Source organism: Arsenicibacter sp. R0_47 (genome assembly GCF_057652235.1).
Map to the genome: position 1 here is coordinate 1 of NZ_JBYFCJ010000036.1, position 19,202 is coordinate 19,202.

18 protein-coding genes are annotated in these 19,202 nt (G+C 50.3%); 15 read left to right on the forward strand and 3 right to left on the reverse strand.

All coding sequences use genetic code 11. The features are described 5' to 3' along the window. Positions 1-118: 118 nt before the first annotated feature. The 3 genes from AC23NW_RS31805 to AC23NW_RS31815 all read right to left on the reverse strand — a co-directional run bounded on the left by AC23NW_RS31805 (position 119) and on the right by AC23NW_RS31815 (position 4,298). Positions 119-796 carry a response regulator transcription factor gene (locus AC23NW_RS31805; protein ID WP_293842961.1) on the reverse strand — a complete coding sequence of 226 codons (678 nt, stop codon included), beginning with the start codon at positions 794-796 and terminating at the stop codon, positions 119-121. 1 nt (position 797) lies between these two features. Beyond that, positions 798-2,270 carry a sensor histidine kinase gene (locus tag AC23NW_RS31810; protein WP_487454627.1) on the reverse strand — a complete coding sequence of 491 codons (1,473 nt, stop codon included), beginning with the start codon at positions 2,268-2,270 and terminating at the stop codon, positions 798-800. Between the two features lie 144 nt (positions 2,271-2,414). Further along, the gene (locus tag AC23NW_RS31815; protein ID WP_487454628.1) at positions 2,415-4,298 is read right to left on the reverse strand and encodes a heparinase II/III domain-containing protein; all 1,884 of its coding nucleotides are present in this window, start codon (positions 4,296-4,298) and stop codon (positions 2,415-2,417) included. 148 nt (positions 4,299-4,446) lie between these two features. On the opposite strand from AC23NW_RS31815, the gene AC23NW_RS31820 reads away from it, so the two are divergent. The 15 genes from AC23NW_RS31820 (at position 4,447) to AC23NW_RS31890 (ending at position 19,038) form a co-directional block, all read left to right on the forward strand. Next, complete coding sequence (locus AC23NW_RS31820) at positions 4,447-5,238, forward strand: GLPGLI family protein (protein ID WP_487454630.1); 792 nt, start codon at positions 4,447-4,449, stop codon at positions 5,236-5,238. 271 nt (positions 5,239-5,509) lie between these two features. After that, positions 5,510-8,317 (forward strand): outer membrane beta-barrel protein, encoded by a 2,808-nt coding sequence (locus tag AC23NW_RS31825; RefSeq protein WP_487454632.1) that lies wholly within the window; start codon positions 5,510-5,512, stop codon positions 8,315-8,317. A 211-nt stretch (positions 8,318-8,528) separates the two neighbouring features. Beyond that, entirely contained in the window at positions 8,529-9,887 is a 1,359-nt protein-coding gene (locus AC23NW_RS31830; RefSeq protein ID WP_487454634.1) for a glutamine synthetase family protein, read from the forward strand. A 17-nt stretch (positions 9,888-9,904) separates the two neighbouring features. Continuing rightward, positions 9,905-10,948, forward strand: coding sequence for a hypothetical protein (locus AC23NW_RS31835; RefSeq protein ID WP_293838802.1), 1,044 nt, complete (start codon positions 9,905-9,907; stop codon positions 10,946-10,948). An 82-nt stretch (positions 10,949-11,030) separates the two neighbouring features. Beyond that, positions 11,031-11,885, forward strand: a complete 855-nt coding sequence (locus tag AC23NW_RS31840) for an HAD-IIA family hydrolase (RefSeq protein WP_293838805.1) — start codon at positions 11,031-11,033, stop codon at positions 11,883-11,885. A gap of 1,079 nt (positions 11,886-12,964) precedes the next feature. Beyond that, on the forward strand, positions 12,965-13,378 hold the full coding sequence (locus AC23NW_RS31845) for a hypothetical protein (RefSeq protein WP_487454635.1): 414 nt from the start codon (positions 12,965-12,967) through the stop codon (positions 13,376-13,378). A gap of 430 nt (positions 13,379-13,808) precedes the next feature. Then, positions 13,809-14,129: a hypothetical protein gene (locus tag AC23NW_RS31850; protein ID WP_487454636.1), complete on the forward strand. Its 321-nt coding sequence runs from the start codon at positions 13,809-13,811 to the stop codon at positions 14,127-14,129. A gap of 358 nt (positions 14,130-14,487) precedes the next feature. Further along, a complete protein-coding gene (locus tag AC23NW_RS31855; RefSeq protein ID WP_487454638.1) occupies positions 14,488-14,691 on the forward strand; it encodes a hypothetical protein in 204 nt (67 codons plus the stop codon). A 406-nt stretch (positions 14,692-15,097) separates the two neighbouring features. Continuing rightward, positions 15,098-15,385 (forward strand): DUF2695 domain-containing protein, encoded by a 288-nt coding sequence (locus tag AC23NW_RS31860; RefSeq protein WP_487454640.1) that lies wholly within the window; start codon positions 15,098-15,100, stop codon positions 15,383-15,385. 275 nt (positions 15,386-15,660) lie between these two features. Next, entirely contained in the window at positions 15,661-15,867 is a 207-nt protein-coding gene (locus AC23NW_RS31865; RefSeq protein WP_487454642.1) for a YodC family protein, read from the forward strand. Positions 15,868-15,992: 125 nt separating this feature from the next. Continuing rightward, positions 15,993-16,247, forward strand: a complete 255-nt coding sequence (locus AC23NW_RS31870) for a hypothetical protein (RefSeq protein WP_487454643.1) — start codon at positions 15,993-15,995, stop codon at positions 16,245-16,247. Positions 16,248-16,468: 221 nt separating this feature from the next. Then, positions 16,469-16,870 (forward strand): hypothetical protein, encoded by a 402-nt coding sequence (locus AC23NW_RS31875; RefSeq protein ID WP_487454644.1) that lies wholly within the window; start codon positions 16,469-16,471, stop codon positions 16,868-16,870. Between the two features lie 708 nt (positions 16,871-17,578). Further along, positions 17,579-18,067 carry a hypothetical protein gene (locus AC23NW_RS31880; RefSeq protein ID WP_487454645.1) on the forward strand — a complete coding sequence of 163 codons (489 nt, stop codon included), beginning with the start codon at positions 17,579-17,581 and terminating at the stop codon, positions 18,065-18,067. 304 nt (positions 18,068-18,371) lie between these two features. Continuing rightward, on the forward strand, positions 18,372-18,635 hold the full coding sequence (locus AC23NW_RS31885; protein ID WP_487454646.1) for a hypothetical protein: 264 nt from the start codon (positions 18,372-18,374) through the stop codon (positions 18,633-18,635). A 121-nt stretch (positions 18,636-18,756) separates the two neighbouring features. Beyond that, positions 18,757-19,038, forward strand: coding sequence for a hypothetical protein (locus AC23NW_RS31890; RefSeq protein WP_487454647.1), 282 nt, complete (start codon positions 18,757-18,759; stop codon positions 19,036-19,038). The last annotated feature ends 164 nt before the right edge of the window (positions 19,039-19,202 follow it).

Below are 19,202 nucleotides of genomic sequence, written 5' to 3' on the forward strand. Positions count from 1 at the left end.
GTCATCGTTTTGTAGTTTCGTCACCACAAAAATAGGACATACTGGTTCTTGCCTTTTTTTATGAGAAAGCCCTGTATATAAATATAGAGAAAGAAGACGTACCCTTGGTCAGTAAGTGCTACACAATCAGCTTGTACCCCACACCCCGCACATTAACGATCTGAACCTGAGCGTCGTGCTTAAGATACCGGCGCAGGTGGGTAATAAATACGTCGAGGCTGCGGCCGTTGAAAAAGCTGTCGTCACCCCAAAGTTCCAGCAACACCGTAGTACGCTCTAATACCTGATTCCGCTGCTCATACAGGCGCTTCAACAACTCTGATTCGCGGTGGGAGAGGGTGGTTTCCTGACCATCAAAAATAAGCTTCTGTTTAGGGTAGTCGAACTCGTAACGCCCGATGCTGACGCGGTCGCCCGTCGGGATCAGCGTAGTGTACTGGCGGTTAAGGAGGGCCTTCATCCGGACAATCAGCTCGTCCATACTGAATGGTTTTTTCAGGTAATCATTGCCGCCGAGTTCAAAGCCCCGCACCACATCCGCCGTCTGCGAGCGGGCTGTCAGAAAGATAATCGGGATATGCGTATTCTGCTGCCGGATGCGCTCGGCCAGGCTGAATCCGTCGAGTTTCGGCATCATAATATCGGCCACAACAATGTCCGGTGGCTGCTGCCGGAACAGCGCCAGGCCTTCTTCGCCGTCGCAGGCATAGTTTACGGTAAAACCACGCACCTCCAGACTGTCTTTCACAATCATGCCAAGGGCCTGTTCATCTTCAATCAAAAGTACGGTTGCCATGTTAAAGGGGGAGCCAGATAAAAAATTCGCTGCCGCGCCGCTCAGATGCGCCGGTTTCACTCTGTACGCGGATGGTACCGCCATGCCGCTCAATTACCTGACGGACATAGTATAGGCCAAGCCCGAAGCCTTTCACCGGATGCAGATTACCCGTCGGGACGCGGAAGAAACGGTCAAAAATAGCCTCCTGGTAGCCTTTCGGAATCCCCGGCCCGTTATCGGCGACCGTGAGCTGCCAGCCATCCGGCGTTGACATGCCGCTGATCCGGATCGTTACCTCGTCGTCTGAATACTTAATGGCATTGTCGATCAGGTTGTTAATCACATTCGAGAGATGCATCGGGTCGGCTTTAATCAGTTCCGGTTCGACATTCACCTGAAAGGTAACGGGCTTCGGTGCTTTTAGCTGATGCCGCTGCACCAGTTCCAGCACCAGTCCGGCCGGATCAATCCAGTCGGGTTGCAGTGCCATTTCCTTCTGCTCTTCAACGGCCATGTTCAGCACCTTTTCGACCAGATCTGACAACCGGCGCAGCTCGTTCTGCGAGATCGTCAGGTAAGTCTGGGTTTTCTTCGGATCGTTCAGCGCCCCGAAATGCTGCATGGCCTCCACCGCCGCCGACACCGTGGCAATGGGTGTCTTCAGCTCGTGGGTCATGTTATTGATAAAATCGTTTTTGATATCCGAGAGCTTTTTCTGGCGCAGAATAGTCGACAGCATAAACAGAAAACAGCCCGTCGTCAGGATCAGCAACAGGACCGATGTGGCCAGCAACCAGCCCATACGCCGCAGAATATAGACGGTAGGGGTTTTGAACGATGCCTGGATAAACTGCCCCCTCACCGGATTGATCGGAACGAGCGGTGTCTGTACGCGATACCCCGGCCGCTGAATGCCCGGCTGGTCGGAAGTCTGAAGAAAACGGCCCTTGCGGGATAGCGTGTCGAGGACAAAATCGGGGTCGGTAATGCCCCAGTTGGTGAGTTCGGCCTCGTATTGTTTCGTGAACTGGTTGAGGTTAAACTGATCCTTGCCCGACCACCGGTAAATGAACAGGTCAGAGAGCTTACGGGCCAGTGTATCCGCATTTTTGGATGGTTTGGCCGACTTGCTGTTCAGGTTAATAACAATACGGCGGATGCTTTTGCCGGTATCCAGGTCAGGTTTCAGGCGGGAGGCTTCACTATGTTGCTCGCTGTAAAAAAAGGCTTTATGTCCGGTTGAGTCCTTATCAGACAGAGCGCGGTACGTGACGCGGGCGGTAACTTGTCCCTTATGCCGCTGACCAACCAGCTTTTCGACGGCCGACAACTGGTTATTCTGAAAGCTTTCAAACAGCGCCTCCCGTACTGCCCGCCTGAACTGCTCCAGCGTCAGCTGATAGGTCTGAAACAGCCAGTAGGCCTGGAACAGGTTTATGCCCAGGATACAGACGGTCATCAGCCAGAATATGGATCGGATTCGTGTTTTCATGGATTGACGAGTGGTGAACTCCCCAAGGGTTTTAAACCCTTGGGGAGTTGAACCTACAACGCAAAAGTAACGCGTGTTCTGACAGAATCCGCAGGTCGTTAACACTGCTTAACATTAGATAACGAAGCTTAACCGCAACAACCCTCAAGGCCACTGGCGCAGGGGCGGAACGGCGGCCGGATTGCCGGTCGCGTTGCCTTCCGGAATCAGCAGAACCGTCAGGTTGCCGGCGGTATTGGCTGGTAGCTTCACCTCAAAACCCACACGGATTGATCCCGGATTAGGTGCATCATAATCGTGGGTCGGCGTGGTTGGCCAGGTTTGCAGGGTGATGGTGGCAGGCTCCTGCACCTGTAACAGCAGCTTTTTGCCGTTTATGACCAGTTCTGCGCGGTTTGGCCCGAGGATGTTAACCGCTGCGGGCGTCAGCAACGTCCAGCGCACGGTGGCATCAGTACTTCCTGCTTTCAGCTCATCCCGCACGGCGACATACGCTTTTTTGACAATGGCAATGCCTCGGGTCGCTTCTGCCAGAGACCCCTTGTAGATGTCGCTCAGGTCGATAGTCGTCTGCATGAAATCGGGTGAACTGCCGTGGCGTTTAATGGGGGCGAAACCATCTACGCGCTGAAGCCCGTCGTTGATGGTCAGGGTATTATGGACGGCGTTGCCATAGCGGAACACTTCCCAGCGCTGGGCGTTCTGGCCTTTATCCCAGATTTTGACGCCTTTGGATTCAAGGGAATTGTAGTCCTGCATGCCGAAATCCATGGCCCAGCGGACGCCGTTGGCATCCATCACAAACGATCCCGCGTCCATGTGGGCGTGGTTTACCGACGGAGAACCGCCTTTAGCCCCGACGAAAATGGCATTCGGATCGGTCCACGAAGTGCGCATCAGTGTTAAGGGATTTTTGCCGTTTCCGGTCCATGCCAGCGATTTCGGGGCGGTTATTTTGTCGATGCTAAGGCCGCCGTTCCAGACCATGATGGCGGGTAGCAACCGGTTTTTTACGAATGATTTGCCCTCGGCGGTTTGCAGCCGTTCGCGTTCGATCCAAAGCAGGGACGGGTTGTTGGTTTTGTTGGCAAACCAGAACATGGCCGGTTGCAGTTCGCTCCCCGTGCCGGCGTCAGAATAATTAAACGAGCGGCCGGTTGGTCCGGTCATGTTTTCCATGTAGACCGCGGTTTGCAGAAAGCCGGGTTGTTTGCTCAGACCGAAATCCTGCCCGTAGGCTTTTTCCATGGCGCTGATAAACATCACGTTAAAGCTGGTGCCGTAGCCCCAGTAGCCGTAGCCTTCAGGATAGGCACCGTCCGGGCCGTAATCGCCCATTGAGAGCACGATGGTATCGAGGGCGCGGTTAATAATCTGTTTCGCCAGCGCGGGTTCGTCTTCGTAGATAGCCAGTGCGCCGAAGGTCATGCCGGCGTTACAGACCTGGTTCCAGTTATGGGAAGCTTTCAGCCAGCTGTTGTTTTTGGGGTCGAGCGACGGTTCGATGCCCTTCTTCAGGATGGCTTCCTTTATGGTTGCCCGCGATTGGGGCGACAGATCGTTATACAGCCAGTCGTAGCCGATGGCGACGGCCATGGTCATTTCGGCCACGTCCAGAAAGTGCGACGGGTTCCAGTCGCTGAACGCGGCGATGGCCAGCATTTCCTTTTCGGCGCGCTGCCGGTAGGTGTCCTGACGGGTCATCCGCCACGCGTAGGAAAGCAGAAACAACCGCCGCAGCGCTTCCCGCGACTTATCCAGCAACCGGCGGCCGATCTGAATCCGTTCGACGGGCGGGGTGTTAAGCAGGGCATCGCATTCAGTCAGCATGGCCTTGTGTACCTTTCCCCAGGTCTGGTCGGTACCAACAACCTGCCGGATCGCCGCTTCGTCGCGGGCGGGCAGCAGCAGACGCGGGTGGCTGCCGGGGGCAGAAACCGATTGCAGGTGGTCGGTCTGGGCCATGGCCAAAGTAAGTGAAAGGCAAAGCGCTAAAAGGCTGCTGACAAAAAGGTTGCGGGCGTTCATAACGGGTTTATTTCTACCAAAACCCGAATCAGGTCACTTTCTACTTCATAGGCTTGTGTTGTCATCTTAACACTGTTTAACACTACATAACGGTTCTTTACAGTACTTCCGCTGACCTTTGCTGCACATAATTAATCACAGACATTCCATGAAACAACTACTGATTGCCGCCACCTTACTCTTTGCCGGACTGACCACGCAGGCCCAGAATAGTGGCCGGATATCCTACGAAGCGATGGTTAAAGTCGATCTCTCGAAAATGCGGATCAACATCAACGGCCAGGAAATGAAGCCGGGTGACCCGTCGTTTCCGGCCGATATTCCGGATACCCGCACGTTTGAGATCAAAACCAGTTTTAACGGAAGTAATGCGAAAGAGGAGCGTGAAGGAGCCGGTGGTGCTACAATGATCCGCCGGTCCTTTGATGGTGCGGGGGGAGGTGACGCTGCACCGGCACAGACAACGCGTATAGAGGCACCGTTCAGCGAAAAGACCTATCTCGATCTGGCCGGACAAAAACTGATTACCGTCCTGACGGTCGGGAAGGATGCCGAGGCAAAACTTTATAAATCGGAAACACCGTTTAAAAAGCCAGCTGCCTGGCAACCAGCCGATCAGACAAAGAAAATTGCGGGATACGTTTGTCAGAAAGCCGTTGTGCCGTACAAAAATGAAAACTATACAGTCTGGTACACAACCGAGCTGCCTATAACCTACTCGCCTGTGCGGGAGCTGATGCCGGAGAAAGGGGTGGTTTTGTCCGTTGAGGGAAGTAAAGAAGCGTACAAGGCGATTAAGGTAGATTTGAAAGCGGCTGTATCTGAGCAGGATGTGCTGCCTTCAGCATCGGCTAAGGCCGTGTCGCCGGAAGAAATGAAGGAAGTGCGGGACAAGGCCATGGCTGACTTCCGCGCCCGGATGTTTGAGCGGAATAACTAGGACTATGATTCGTATGATTAAATGATTAGTGTGATTTTTTAGTGGTAGCTATTGATTTACAGGGTTTTTGATTCCTTAAGCAAGTGCGTTACCCGGAATTCATATTAGCCAGCTAATCACAGTAAACAACAAATATGCTGATGAATATCGCAATAAACAGCAATCAGACTAATCAAAAACCGGCCGGTACCCACAACAATTAACCAAATGACATTAATCATTCAGTCATTCGGCAATTTAATCATTCAATCATAGTAAATCATAGTAAGGGATGCGCTACCTATACATTTTTCTGATGCTTATGGCCGTGGCCGGAGCGCTTCACGGGCAGCAAACACCGGTAAGTAAGGCTGGTAAGGGCGTTATTCGCGGGACAATCACCGACTCGACTACGGGGAAGCCACTCCGCGAGGCATCGGTGTCCTTGCTGCAGGCCAGAGACTCGTCGTATCTCGCCTATACGATCAGCGACGGCGATGGCAACTTCCTGCTCCGGAACGTGGCGCCGGGCCGTTACCGGCTGCTGGTGACCTATGTCGGTTATGAAAACGGGTCGCGTCTCATTACGACGGAGGGCGCATCGACCGACGCCGGCACGATCCGGATGAACCAGAAAATGACAACCCTCAACGAGGTAACGGTGGTACAGGAGCGGGCACCGATTACGGTTAAGCAGGATACCCTCGAGTTTAATGCCAATTCGTTTAAAACCCAGCCCAATGCTGCGGTGGAAGACTTACTGAAAAAGCTGCCGGGCGTTGAAGTCAGCCGCGACGGTACGATCAAGGCACAGGGGCAAACGGTGAACAAGGTACTGGTCGACGGCAAACCGTTTTTCGGCAATGACCCGAAAATGGCTACCCGCAATCTGCCCGTCGATATCATTGATAAAGTGCAGATGTATGACCAGCAATCCGATCAGTCGTCGTTTTCGGGAATTGACGACGGCAACCGTGAACGGACCATCAACCTGACGACCAAACGGGATAAGCGCAAAGGCTATTTTGGCCGCAATTCACTGGGTGGCGGCACCAACGACCGCTATCAGGCTAACCTCAACCTGAACCGGTTTAACAACGGCCGCCAGATGTCGCTGGTGGGGATGGGCAATAACCTGAACAATCAGGGCTTTACGGCGCAGGACGGCGCGGGCATTAACGCCGGCGGCGGGCTTGCGGGTGGAGGGGGAGGCTCGTTTATGGTCACGTCAAACGGTGGCGGAGGCGGTGGTTTCGGCGGCAATCAGCAACCAACCAACATCACCAGCTCAAAGGCGGCCGGGATGAACTTCCGCGACGGTCTGGGCAAAAAAGCCGAAGTGGCGGCAAGCTATTTTATCAATGATGTCAGCGTCCGGACGGAACAGACCAGCCGCCGGCAAAATATTCTGCCGGCACAAACAGCGGGAGGAGAGGCTACCGCCAACCGGTCGTTTCTGACCAATCAGGCCCTTACGTCGACGAGCCGGAATACCAACCACCGGTTTAACATGCGCCTCGACTGGAAGCTCGACAGCCTGACCAGCCTGCGGTTTACACCCAATGTGTCGTATAATGGTTCGCGGTTCAACAGCCTGACCAATCAGGAGGTACAGAACCAGTCGGGGGCCGCGCTGAGCCGGAACACTACTGATTATGGCATGAACGGCAACGGACTGAATGGTATGAGTAATATCCTGCTGATGCGGAAATTTATGAAGGAAGGCCGGACATTCTCGGCAAACCTGAATACGGTGCTGAACCAGCAGGATACCCGTGGCATCAACCAGGCAACGAACCTGTTCTTTGGTGGTACAACCGGCGACCGGACGACGCGCATCAACCAGCAGAATGAGCAGGGCAACAACGTATGGGCCCATAACCTGATGCTGTCGTTTACCGAACCGCTGTCGCTGAGCAAGAAGCTGGAACTGCGGTATAATTTTGCCAATAACCTGAACCTGTCCAGCCGCGAAGTAAACGATTTCGACGAGGTGACCGGCTTTTATTCGCGCCGGAACGCGCTGTTGAGCAACAATTTCCGTAACGAATACCAGACGCACCGGATCGGTACAACGTTGCAGAACCGCCGGTTACGGTATACCTACTCACTGGGTTTCGACGTGCAGCAGGCCTCGTTACAGGGTACTAACCGGACCACCGACACAACCCTGAACCGCAGCTTTACCAACCTGCTGCCGGTGGGCATGTTTTCCTACAACTGGACCCGCAACCGCACGCTCCGGATCAATTACCGGACGCGGATCAATGCGCCGTCGGTGAGTCAGCTGCAGCCGGTGCCGGACAATACCAACCCGTTGCAGATCCGGCTGGGCAATGCCGGTCTGCGGCCCGAGTACTACAACACGCTGTCGATGACTTATAACACCTACCGGTCGGCGGGGTCGCAGAGTTTCTTTGCCATGATGAATGTCAATCAGGTAAACGACCGGATCGTAAACTCGACGAGTTTTAATGCCTCGGGTGTACAGACCACGCAGCCGGTGAATGCCGATGGCTATTACGCCGTCAATAGCTATGTGTCGTTCGGCCGCCGGTTGATGCCGTGGAAGATTAATCTGAACCTGAATACAAATCTGGGCTTCTCGCGCGGGATCGGCTTTGTGAACGGGCAGACTAACTATTCGCGGAATATGACACTGGGGCAGGGGCTGAGCCTGAATTCGGCGTTCAACGGGAAGTTTGAGTTCGGGCTGATGGGCAACGTGACCTACCAGCGGGCGACCTACTCCCTGCAATCGGCGCAGAACAACGCATTTTTTACTAACATGGCCGATGCCAACATTCATTGGCAGTTGCCGTTCCGGTTTGTGCTGACCACGGATGTGCTGTACCTGAACAATACCGGCCGGTCGGCGGGGTATAACCAGAATGTTACGCTCTGGAACGCTGGTCTGGCCCGTCAGTTTTTCAAAAACAAACAGGGTGAGCTGAAGCTACAGGTCTATGATTTACTGAACCAGAACAAGAGCATCATCCGGAACGTGACGGATACCTATGTGGAGGATGTGCAGAACCGTATTCTGCGCCGTTACTTCCTCCTAAGCTTTACGTACAACCTGCGTAAGTTCGGCGTGTAAAACACAGAGCATTATCGCTAAACTGATTGACCACAAAGGCACATAGAAAACAAAGAATGTAAACTTCTTCTGTGCGCTATGTGCCTTTGTGGTAAGTAAATTCCTTCAGGCTACGTATTACCGCAACCTGCTTCCTTAGATTTATTCCGCATAAGTTGCCGCAGTTTGGGTAAATGTAGTAGATTGCTGTTCATAGCATAACCCAACAGTTATGGAGCAGCACGAGATTAGGGAATACTTCGATCAACACAGCATACAGAAAGTAAAGTTTGCCTTTGCCGACATCGACGGGGTGCTGCGGGGCAAAGTCATCAGCCGCCGGAAGTTTGAGGCGGGCCTCAAGTCCGGTTATGGCTTCTGCAACGTGGTCTTTGGCTGGGACAGCGCCGACGCCCCTTACGACCATGTAAAGCTCACGGGCTGGCACTCCGGCTATCCCGATACCCCCACCCGCATCGACCTCTCGACCTTCCGGCGGATTCCGTGGGAAGATAATCTGCCGTTTTTTATCGCCGATTTCAGCCACGAAGACGGCAACGATCTGGTGGCTTGTCCCCGCAGCCTGCTGAAACGCATTGCCCGGCAAAGCGAAGCAATGGGCTTCCGGGCCGAAATTGCCCAGGAGTTTGAGTGGTTCAATTTCCGCGAAACACCGCAGTCGCTGCACGAAAAGGATTTCCGGAATCCGGAGCCGCTGACACCGGGCATGTTCGGATACTCCATCCTGCGCCCGTCGCTCGAAACGGCTTTTTATCACGATCTGTTTGACCTGCTCGCTGAATTTGACATACCGCTCGAAGGCCTGCATACCGAGACCGGCCCGGGCGTTTACGAAGCCGCCATTCACCACGACGAAGTGGTGCGAGCCGCCGATAAAGCGACCTTGTTTAAAACGGCCGTCAAGGAAATTGCCTATAAACACGGGATCATGGCGACGTTCATGGCGAAGTGGAACGCCGAGCTGCCGGGGTGCAGCGGCCACATCCACCAAAGCCTCTGGACGCCCGATGGGTCGAAAAACCTGTTCTACGACCCGTCCCAACCCGATAACATGAGTGCGCTGTTCCGTCAGTACCTGGCCGGGCAGTTGTATTGCCTGCCGCATATCCTGCCGATGCTGGCCCCGACCGTCAACAGCTACAAGCGGCTGGTCGAAGGAGCATGGGCACCGACGACCATCACCTGGTCCATCGACAACCGGACAACGGCGCTGCGGGTGCTCAACCATGCCGAAGCCTACACGCGGCTGGAGCAGCGGGTGTCGGGCTCGGATACTAACCCGTACCTCGCCATTGCGGCCTCGCTGGCATCGGGGCTGTACGGCATCCGCCACCAGTTATCCCTGGACATACCGGCTACGGTCGGTAACGGATACGCCGACAAGGCAAACGGGGTAATTCGGGCAAATCTGTGGGATGCCACGCAGGTAATGAAACAATCAGCCGTAGCGGCGGAACTGTTTGGCGAAGGCTTTGTTGACCATTTTACGCAGACGCGCGAATGGGAATGGCGGCAATATGCCCGTCAGGTAAGCTATTGGGAACTGCGGCGTTATTTCGAACTAATCTAGTACAACAAAACACATACATGCGAATGATCGATTACCCGGCCATTATCCGACAGGCCTGGGCGGCTTTTGATGCCTCACATACGATTCATACCATTGAAGATATCAGTGCAAAGGTATCGACCAACCACGTATTCCGTGTGCGGTTCGATAACGACGATATTGTCATTGCCAAACTGTCTTACTTTGGTAAATACGAGCACTTTAAGGAAGATCACCGGATTATTCATGCCCTGGCCAATAACCTGCTCTATCCGTTTGAGAACGTGCTGGCCAAGTCGCTGCTGAAGAATAATCAGGTCTTTACGTACCGGTTTAAGGATGACCTGATTGATACGTGGGTCGTGTTCTATAACCCGATCCGGACCATGCACCGGATGCCGCGCCGCCTCGATGAGGAGCATATCCGGAAGCTGGGCGGCGAGATCGGGCGGTTCCACAAGGCGTGCTCGCGGGTGGCCAACGTGCTGCCGAAGTCGTCGAAAACGCTGCGGAGCGACATCCAGAGTTTTGTCGATATGCTGGATACCGAAGCCGGTCAGTATGAACACCGGAATCACGTCGATTACCTGAAAATGCAGTGCGAGACGTTCCTGAAAAACCGCCAGAAACTGGTGCACGGGTCGGTGGAGACCATGCCTGTCTTCGTTGACTGGAACATCGGCAATTTCTCGGTGACCGACGACCTGAAGCTCTACTCGCGCTGGGATTATGACTGGTTCCGGATCAGTTACCGGGTCATGGACTTTTACTTTTTCAGTCGTGTAGTCTCCGACGCGGGTGACCGGACGGTGTTCAGCTACCTGATCGGGCCGATGATGGAAGAGCGTTTTCTGATGTTTCTGCAGGAATACCACAAGGTATATCCGCTGACCGAAAACGAGGTGCGGTTCATGAAGGAGGCCTACCGGTTCTTTATCCTGAACTACGTGATTAAATACGGACGGTATTTCTTCCACCGCACCTATGCCACCAAGCTACAGCGCGAAGCCTACGACATTTACCTGCCGTCGATTGACAAGTTGTTTGATGCGGATGTAATCCTGAAAGCGCTGAAAATCTGATTTGTGCGGGTGAGACCATCGCCCGCACATCCACCTGTTTTATCCGAAATACTAAGCCGTACTTACCACATTCTACCTTTCTATGTCGCAGTTCGAGTCGTTTAAACACGTTGTTGACCAGTACAAAGTAATTTTCTTCGACGCCTTCGGCGTGCTGAAAAACTCCAACGGATTGATTCCGGGGATCGAAAAGACGTTTGCCTACCTGAAAGAAACGAACAAGGAGTTTTATGTCCTGACGAACGATGCGTCGCGGAGTCCCGAGGCGCTGGCGCAGTCATACCACAGGCTGGAGATGTACGACATTGTGCCCGAGTGCATTATCTCATCGGGGATGCTGGCCAGGGAGTACCTGCAGCTGAAGGTCAGCCACGGGACGGTGGCCTATCTGGGGACCGAAAAATCGGCGCATTACATTGAAACGGCGGGCCTGAAAACGCTGTCGATCCGCGAACTTGACCTGAACGACATTGACGAGGTAAACGCCCTGGTGTTTCTGGACGACGAAGGGTTCGACTGGAACACCGACCTGAACAAGACCGTGAACCTGCTCCGCCGCCGCAACATTCCGGTGATTGTGGCCAACACCGACAACACGTATCCGGTCTCGAAAAACCAGATTGCGATTGCCATCGGTGGGGTAGCCAAAATGATTGAAACCATTGTGGGCAAGCAGTTTATGCGTTTTGGTAAGCCGGATGCCCAGATGTTTATCTTCGCCTACGAGCACATCAACAGTTACCCGGCGGTAGGCCGCAAAGACATCCTGATGGTCGGCGATACGCTGCACACCGACATCCTGGGCGGCAACAAATTCGGCCTCGACACCGCCCTCGTCCTGACCGGCAACACCCTCGCCGACGACGTTGAGGTCCGCGTCCGCAGCACCGGCATTATCCCGACGTACATCTGCGAGTCAGCGGTGATTGAGGAGTAAGAGAGGGCAGGGAGGGGTGGATGCCGGAGGGTGCTATACTAACCGTCACTGTATTTAGCCCTGATCATGTAGAGGGGAGATGGCCCATCTTTTGAACCCCAAACTTCAGTTTGGGGCCTACGGCAAGCCTCTGGAACTGGCCTGGCTATGGGTGTTGCCATAACGCATCATTTGCTAGCTTCGATACCATCGCCATGCCTGTTTGCAGGGGTGATCTGCCAGTAGCCCTGCACTAAAGCACAGGGTTAGTTCAGTAAGGCAAAAGCTTTGACATTCTGTAATTGCCTCGTCATGAAAGTATTCTGACGACGATGCGATACACGCACGTGACGGCAGATAAGATCAGCAAGCTCAAAAGTCCATTGGATGATCTGTAGCTGATAGAGCCAGGGGGGTATGTCGTCGGAGCATTGGGCGAAGTTTAATCAGACTAAAAAATTTACTTTTCAGTACGTAGCCCTCGGTATACCCAATAACGGTTCGTTTATTTTGACGAATTCTGCCCTGACTGTCGAAGCGGTAAAGTTGTTTGTCGGAACTAAAGAAATAATCAGGCTAGCCGTCAATGTCCCAAACCCGTTCGACTGGCTGAAAAAACTTCTGAGTCATATTGTTGAAAAAGTAAGTTTATTTTAATATGCTTGTGTCGTTGATGAACAATCCGTCATTAAGCTTAATGTATTAGTCGACAATATACACTCAATTAACGATTAGTTTCTAATTATCAGCTTTTTGTCGTTAATTGAGTTTACGTACAATAGTATGTTGGGTGTTTCCTCTGTCAGTGCTTCAACGTCCACCTTTCGGACAACATGGCAAACGCCCGTGACAGTCAGGTTTTTTGTTTAAAAAACTGACGTTTTGGCGACAAATGGAACGCCCCGATTTGGTAGCATTTTTTGATTGGGCAGCTTACAGGCGACAGGGTAAATTCAAAAATCTAAGTACTTGCTAAACTCAAATAGGGCATGAGCGTGCTAATGAGAACTCTTACAATCTGTCTTTTTTACTCATCATTGAGTTTTGGGCAAGGGAAATTAAAGAAACAAACTCAAATGGATCAGTATAGTTCATTTCTTATGACCGAGTTACAAAAAATGAGTAATTACAATTTGGGGGAGTTTACTAAAGCTGCTAATAAATTAAAGTTTGAGTTTTTAAAGAAATCAGTAGTTGACCAAGGCTTAGAAAGCCAACAGAATGTATATGTTTTCATATTCAGTCGAGATAAAAGAGGAGTTGAGGAATCAAGTATGTTTTTAAGTCGAAGTATAAGTGGCGATCTCATAAATTTAGCTTTTTATTCAGAAGATCTTTATAATTCATTAGAAGGTGAAATGAATAGGCGTAAATACAAGAAGGAGAAGCCTTATGTAAGCGTGTCTGAATTAGAATGTCGCTCTTGGAAAAATCAAAATCAGAAATTGAATCTTTGCATGGGCCTACTATCAATTAACAAGTCCGTAATGTATTATTTTGAGGTTAGACGCTAAAATTTGTTCGGTAGGTGGGCTTCGCGCTCGGTTTCATCGGTAAGTGCGTTATGTTCGCTCTGCATAGGCGGTTTGCCGGGCGACAGGGAGCACGTCCCCAAAGGAAGGTTTTCAGCCCAACCAAACGGGTGTGTAAAGGTTCAGGTACGTGTGTTTAGTCAAGTGACTTGGGCACTATCAACACCTGCGGGTGTTGGGTGGCCCATCCAAGCAGTGTTTCCATTTCCGTGTGGCGTGTGACAGGCTGCACGTCCCGCAGGGCAATTTTTGGATTTCCATTTCCGCGTTTCGTGCGACAGTTTGAACGCCCGCGTGGGCAGGTTTAGGTTTCAATTTCCGAGTTTCGGCTGACAGAGCGAACACTCGGAAAGGGTAAGTCAGGCTTGCAAAGCGGGTTTCGTACGACACAAGAAACGCCACAAGTAATCGAATGGAATTAGACTCGAAACAACTATTCATCAAAGCTGAGTTTTTGTCCCGTCAAGTGGAGTGGATTGATGATTGGCAGTACATTGGTTTAGAGTCTGGTCTTGAAGAACGTTTTGCCAAAATTCTCGGCACCAGCTTCGATAGTGAAAAAGTCATTTTGATTCGAGGGCGGCACGATTCGGCTATTCTTTTTCAAAGTCAAGTCCGCAGCCTGCTCTTTCAAGGTTTGTGCGATTCTGGTTTTAAAATCTGGAGCTTAGATTTTGTGACAGCACTGGAGTTTAATAAAATTGGCGTTTATCGCATAGGTAAAGTTGTTTAGGTGAGTTTTCCGCTGACAGGACGCTCGCCCCCAAGTACAGGTTGTGCAGCCCAACCGGCAGGGGGTGTAAAGGTTCAGGTACGTGTGTTCAGGCAAGTTTTGCCCACACCATCAGCCCTCATGGTCGTTGGGTGGACAGTAAAAGCAGTTGCGTGTTTGCCGTCGTCTCTGCGACAGGCCGCACGGCTCGTTAGGCGGCTCTGGGCTTGTAGTTTCGGGTTACGTTCGACAAATTGAACGCCTGAATTAGTCAGCTTTGGGTTTGCATTTTCGGAGCGTTTGCCACAAAGCGAACGCTCCGCAAGTCAACCAGAAACATATCGCTTGAAAAGTAGAAGTATAAAATCTCACAAAGCAGATGATCAAACTCACCAAAATACTGCTGACTTTCAGTATGGTCCTTGTTTGGGGATGGACATTCTTTATGGGAACGTTTGCTACCCACGCTAATGGTCGCCGAGCCGGCTGGTTTATTGGCCTTAGTCTCAATGTGCTGCTGGGATTAGTTTATAGCTACCTGGAAAAGCGTCCTAAAACTATCAAGGAATGGTTTGAAATGTAATCATTTGAAGTTGTGCAACAGCCACTAATCTTCCGGGTGAGTGAGAAGTCTCCTTTGTTGAGTCCAGGCATTGCGTTGAGCGTAACCACCCTGTCCGGGACAGGGAGACCGTCCCGAGGTGAAGTATTCAGCCCAACCCAATGAGGGTTTTAAGGTCGACGTTACGTTTGTTGTCTTGAGTTTCGTCCTCCTCCATTAGCGCTCATGGGTATTGGGCGAAGCGGCGAAGATGTGTGTTGATAGCGGGTCACCAGCGACCGGTCGCACGTCTCGACAGGCAAGCTGTGTGCTCGTTAATCGGGTTGCGGTTGACAACGTAAACGTTCCCGTTTCGAAAATCTAAACTTCCTTTTTCAACTTTCCGGCGACAGCGGGGACATTATGAAAAGAAAAACCAACCATTAAGATGGAAAATCAAGACAAAAAGAAAGCTCTTAAAAATCAATTTAGGCAACAAGAGTTAGATTCGTTTCAGCAGTCCTTACCTATGTCGGTGGATTTGTTTGAGCAGCTTTTTGACTTCTTGGATAAGAACCTTGACCAAGAAACAGACGCGAATTTTAGTTTCACTCAACAGTTCTGCGTTGAAAACGAAATTGACTTTGAGCTACTGAGAAATTGGCTTGTTGAAAATGGCGCTGGCGACGACTCGGAAGTGTTGTGGAATATTGAGGAGAAGTTTGAAAAGCTGTAATTTCAGGCCTCGTGTGACAGGGAGCACGTCCCAAAGTAGGCATGGCAGCCTAACCAAACAGGGGTGTAAAGGTACAAGCGGCTTGTGCTTAGTTGAGTGACTCGCTCGCTATCAACACCTGCGGGTGTTGGGTGCGCCAGACAACCAGACAGGTTAGGGTTGACAAATCGAGCCCCGCGAAAGTCAGGTTTTTATTGACACGTCAACGTTCAGACAAGACGCCAACCGCCCCAAAATATCAGTTTCGGGCTTCGGGCCCGGTAAATAATAACACAATGGAACAAATCTCAATTGGTAGTGTAGTCAAACTTAAATCAGGCAGTCCTCAGATGACCGTCACAGGCTACGGAAAAAAATACGGTTCCGGTTCTATACTGGTTACGCTTGTGGAAGATAAAGAGCAGGTTAAATGCCAGTGGTTTGATGCAACAGGAGCTTTGCAGCAAGATACCTTCCCCGTTGCAGCCTTGCAGTTAGCTTAATTCGTGCGACAAGGCGCGCTGCTCAAATTGGTCAGTAAAAGCTTCCATTGCGAGGCTTTGCATGGCAAAAAACGCCTCTGCCGTTGATTACTTAGAGGTTAGTGATATCAATAAGTAAACATACCATGAAAACAGACAGGCGTTTTAACCGGAAAAAGAGCCGACCCGGCGATACCTGGCTACCCGGCCGTTTTTTTCAACCAGGACATCCGGGTGTTTACCATCAGATACGAAAGCAGGTGGAGGCCATGCACGAAGCTCAACGTCAAACAGCCACCGGCTGGCGTAAGCGTTGGGTGTTGTGGAAGATTAACCTGCTGACCGAAATACGCTATAACGAGGTACTCTTTTCAGCCATTCGGAGCCGGTTAGCCCCCTGACTTGGGGTGCCTTCCGGCGCTAAAGCAGTTGGGTATTGTCGTTTTATTTTCATTAAGGGCTTTGACTGGCGGCTCGCGCAGAAAGAAGTTTGGTAGGCTAACATGACGAGGGTGTAAAGGTTGATGCTATGGTTTTTCAGAGACATAGTGTTATGAACGCCTCGATTATCTAATCACTATTATCTTTTTATCACAAAACATTCTGCTTCACCAGTATGACAATGGTTCGTAACATGGTTTTTGCTGATGAGTCGATTCAGGACGACAAAACTGAAGCTATAGTTAATCATCTTCATGAAATTGGCTTTCTTGATAAGGACAAAGGCTGGCAGGAGAATGACGGCTGGGGTGACGAACTAGTTTACTATCCATCTTCCGTTAATTTTTTCAACTACGTCACAGTAAAGGAGATGGGAGAATTTGCCGGATATGGTAAGATCCCTGATCCAGAGAAGGATGATCCCGAGCTATACGAGATTTTTGTCACACATACTATGTCTTTATACGGAAATAACGCAGTCGAAATTAGCGGTGGGGACATCTATGAAGATTGCCCTAAACTAATTGAAGAGCTTGAACAAGTGACTGGAGACACTTACAGGTTCAAATCTGAATGGACTTAAGCAGCAACTGGGTTAAGGTTTGGTAGATAGCTCTTCGGCGACAGGCCGCATGCCCCGCAGAGCAGCAGTTAGTTTGAGCTTCCAATTTTGGCTTTCGTGCGACAATGCAAATGCCTGTACTATTCAGGCTTGATAATATTGACTTTTTTTTCATGTGAATTGGCAAAGAGACAAAAGGCAAATAATCAACTACTCATCTGACAGATTACATTCTTTTAACGTAGTTATGTATGAGTGGATTGACAACCTTAATTTCACCATTGACCCGAGGGAGTGTCTTGACAATGCTGATGAGTACATAGCCATAGCTAAAGCAAAGTTTTCGGAATCGGGTTGGAATGGCGATGGGGAAATAGAGTTAATGTGGGTCCCGCCGTTTATGCTTACAGGAGCAAGGACTTCAGAATTTACAGCCGGATTCACTATTTGGCACGTAAAACAACGGGAAGATGGTCTTTCATGGCTACTGACGCCTATTGAGTTGCCTTGTCAGTCAGAGTTTTAGATTACTATGTGCTGTATCGCTGCCGATAGTCCACCAATCTATGTGCGTTAAAACAATTTATGTCGCCATACATACTTATCGTCCTTGGGTGATCCAATAGTGATTGATTTAAGGTCCAGCTTGTGGTCGACAGGCTGCCTATCCCAATATGTAAACTTTGGTTTCGTTAGTCAGCTGTAGTCGACATCAGAAAAGCCTCAATCATGACAGGGGTAGTTTTAAGCGTAGGCGACATACGACAAGCTCATATGCAGACAGGCAAACCTAATTATACCGATTTTGGCTTTTCTGCTCTAATGGGTCCGCAACTCAGGGCATTAGTTGAGACGCAATTAATAGCTGATTTAGCCAGCTATGGAAGGGCAGGTTCAACGTTAAAATTTGACTGGTCTGACAGTTGTATTGAAGGGCATAACAGTAGTTACCTGGATGGCGACTTAGAAAATTACTCCGGTATTTTGGTTTTTGATGAACATGATAACTTGGTTGCCGATGGCTGGATGGAATTTATTCACGAAGGCGATTTCTTTTTGGTGTATTGGGAATACGTAAAAATCTGGCAGAAATGTAAGATGATTTTTGATAAAGCTGAAGCTGGTATTCCGGATCACGTTTGGGCTCAACTACCTGACATTATCAAATGGAATTATGAAAAAGAACGTCTGAGAAAAACAAACCCAACTTCCCACTGACATACTGCCGCACCCAAAGGACGGTTTTCAGACCAATCGACCAAATACCTCATCAATGACAGTTCATGCGTGACCATGAGTAAGTTAATTAACCAATGCTGGTTTTAACCGGTCTACACACGGTTTCTGAAGCGCCCTTGATTAACACAACGAAGCTGGCAGCAAGAGCGGTTTCCTGAAAACACTAACCCATCCGTAGAGATCAACAAGAGACTATCTGCCGTGTTTTTGACCGGTATTAAAAACGGATTATTCTTTTGTGTATTTTAGTCTGGTATTGATCTGTTCATATCCCAAACCAACCATGGCTGCAGCTACCGATTATTCAAAACTAACCATAGACGAGTTACTGGCCGCAGAAGCCAAAGTTAAAAAGCAGCGGATCATCTGGGCTTTCGTGATCGGAGGCTTTATCGGTATAATCCTCTGGGCCGTTCTGTTTCATGCTTCGCTAATTAAAATAGGGCTGCTTGTGCTATTATTCGGTTTTCTGGGGAGTGGCGGGAAGAAAAACGACGACAACTTCAACGCCATTAAGGCTGAGCTCCGTAGCCGCAGTATGCGGTAACCAATCGTGACCAACGTTTATAAGACGGTTTGTTTTTATTTTTTTAAGCTACCTGGCAAGAGGGTACTTTCACTCAAGACCTGGCCATTAGCATCCCTTTCAATTTTATTTTCTTATAAAAATGCCCGCGAAACCCTTGTCTGAAGTAAGTATAAAAGAGCTTAAAAGTCGGGAAGCACTCATGAGTGCTGTTATGTATGTGGCTGCTTTTTTCATTGCAGCCATGATTGGATATGGTATTTACCTCCTTGTTTCAGAAAAGGTGTATTCAGTTGAGGAATTGACCGGGCGATACGGGCTTTCCATGGGTGGTTTTGGTATTGCCTTAATATTTAGCCGGTATTCTCTGAGAAAGATCAGGGCTGAACTAAAAATCCGGCAAGGCCGAAATATTGCAAAGTGAATATGGAACAATGTCCGCTTTGCTGCACTTGACTGGAGGTCCGCACCTGTGCCCCATGCCATGTGTGCGGTGGTGATGTACAGGAAATAACCCACTTTCTCCTTTTCGAATAAACCATTATAAAGAAAAAGTAAACAAATGTACTGTTTTATGAATTTGATCGA

Bases quoted from the DNA above. Each gene is read 5' to 3' on its own strand.
- AC23NW_RS31870 (WP_487454643.1), top strand. From the start codon at position 15,993: ATGAAAACAGACAGGCGTTTTAACCGGAAAAAGAGCCGACCCGGCGAT.
- AC23NW_RS31860 (WP_487454640.1), top strand. From the start codon at position 15,098: ATGGAAAATCAAGACAAAAAGAAAGCTCTTAAAAATCAATTTAGGCAA.
- AC23NW_RS31840 (WP_293838805.1), top strand. From the start codon at position 11,031: ATGTCGCAGTTCGAGTCGTTTAAACACGTTGTTGACCAGTACAAAGTA.
- AC23NW_RS31885 (WP_487454646.1), top strand. From the start codon at position 18,372: ATGGCTGCAGCTACCGATTATTCAAAACTAACCATAGACGAGTTACTG.
- AC23NW_RS31875 (WP_487454644.1), top strand. From the start codon at position 16,469: ATGGTTCGTAACATGGTTTTTGCTGATGAGTCGATTCAGGACGACAAA.
- AC23NW_RS31890 (WP_487454647.1), top strand. From the start codon at position 18,757: ATGCCCGCGAAACCCTTGTCTGAAGTAAGTATAAAAGAGCTTAAAAGT.
- AC23NW_RS31865 (WP_487454642.1), top strand. From the start codon at position 15,661: ATGGAACAAATCTCAATTGGTAGTGTAGTCAAACTTAAATCAGGCAGT.
- AC23NW_RS31845 (WP_487454635.1), top strand. From the start codon at position 12,965: ATGACCGAGTTACAAAAAATGAGTAATTACAATTTGGGGGAGTTTACT.
- AC23NW_RS31855 (WP_487454638.1), top strand. From the start codon at position 14,488: ATGATCAAACTCACCAAAATACTGCTGACTTTCAGTATGGTCCTTGTT.
- AC23NW_RS31815 (WP_487454628.1), bottom strand. From the start codon at position 4,298: ATGAACGCCCGCAACCTTTTTGTCAGCAGCCTTTTAGCGCTTTGCCTT.
- AC23NW_RS31880 (WP_487454645.1), top strand. From the start codon at position 17,579: ATGACAGGGGTAGTTTTAAGCGTAGGCGACATACGACAAGCTCATATG.
- AC23NW_RS31825 (WP_487454632.1), top strand. From the start codon at position 5,510: ATGCGCTACCTATACATTTTTCTGATGCTTATGGCCGTGGCCGGAGCG.
- AC23NW_RS31835 (WP_293838802.1), top strand. From the start codon at position 9,905: ATGCGAATGATCGATTACCCGGCCATTATCCGACAGGCCTGGGCGGCT.
- AC23NW_RS31820 (WP_487454630.1), top strand. From the start codon at position 4,447: ATGAAACAACTACTGATTGCCGCCACCTTACTCTTTGCCGGACTGACC.
- AC23NW_RS31830 (WP_487454634.1), top strand. From the start codon at position 8,529: ATGGAGCAGCACGAGATTAGGGAATACTTCGATCAACACAGCATACAG.
- AC23NW_RS31805 (WP_293842961.1), bottom strand. From the start codon at position 796: ATGGCAACCGTACTTTTGATTGAAGATGAACAGGCCCTTGGCATGATT.
- AC23NW_RS31810 (WP_487454627.1), bottom strand. From the start codon at position 2,270: ATGAAAACACGAATCCGATCCATATTCTGGCTGATGACCGTCTGTATC.
- AC23NW_RS31850 (WP_487454636.1), top strand. From the start codon at position 13,809: ATGGAATTAGACTCGAAACAACTATTCATCAAAGCTGAGTTTTTGTCC.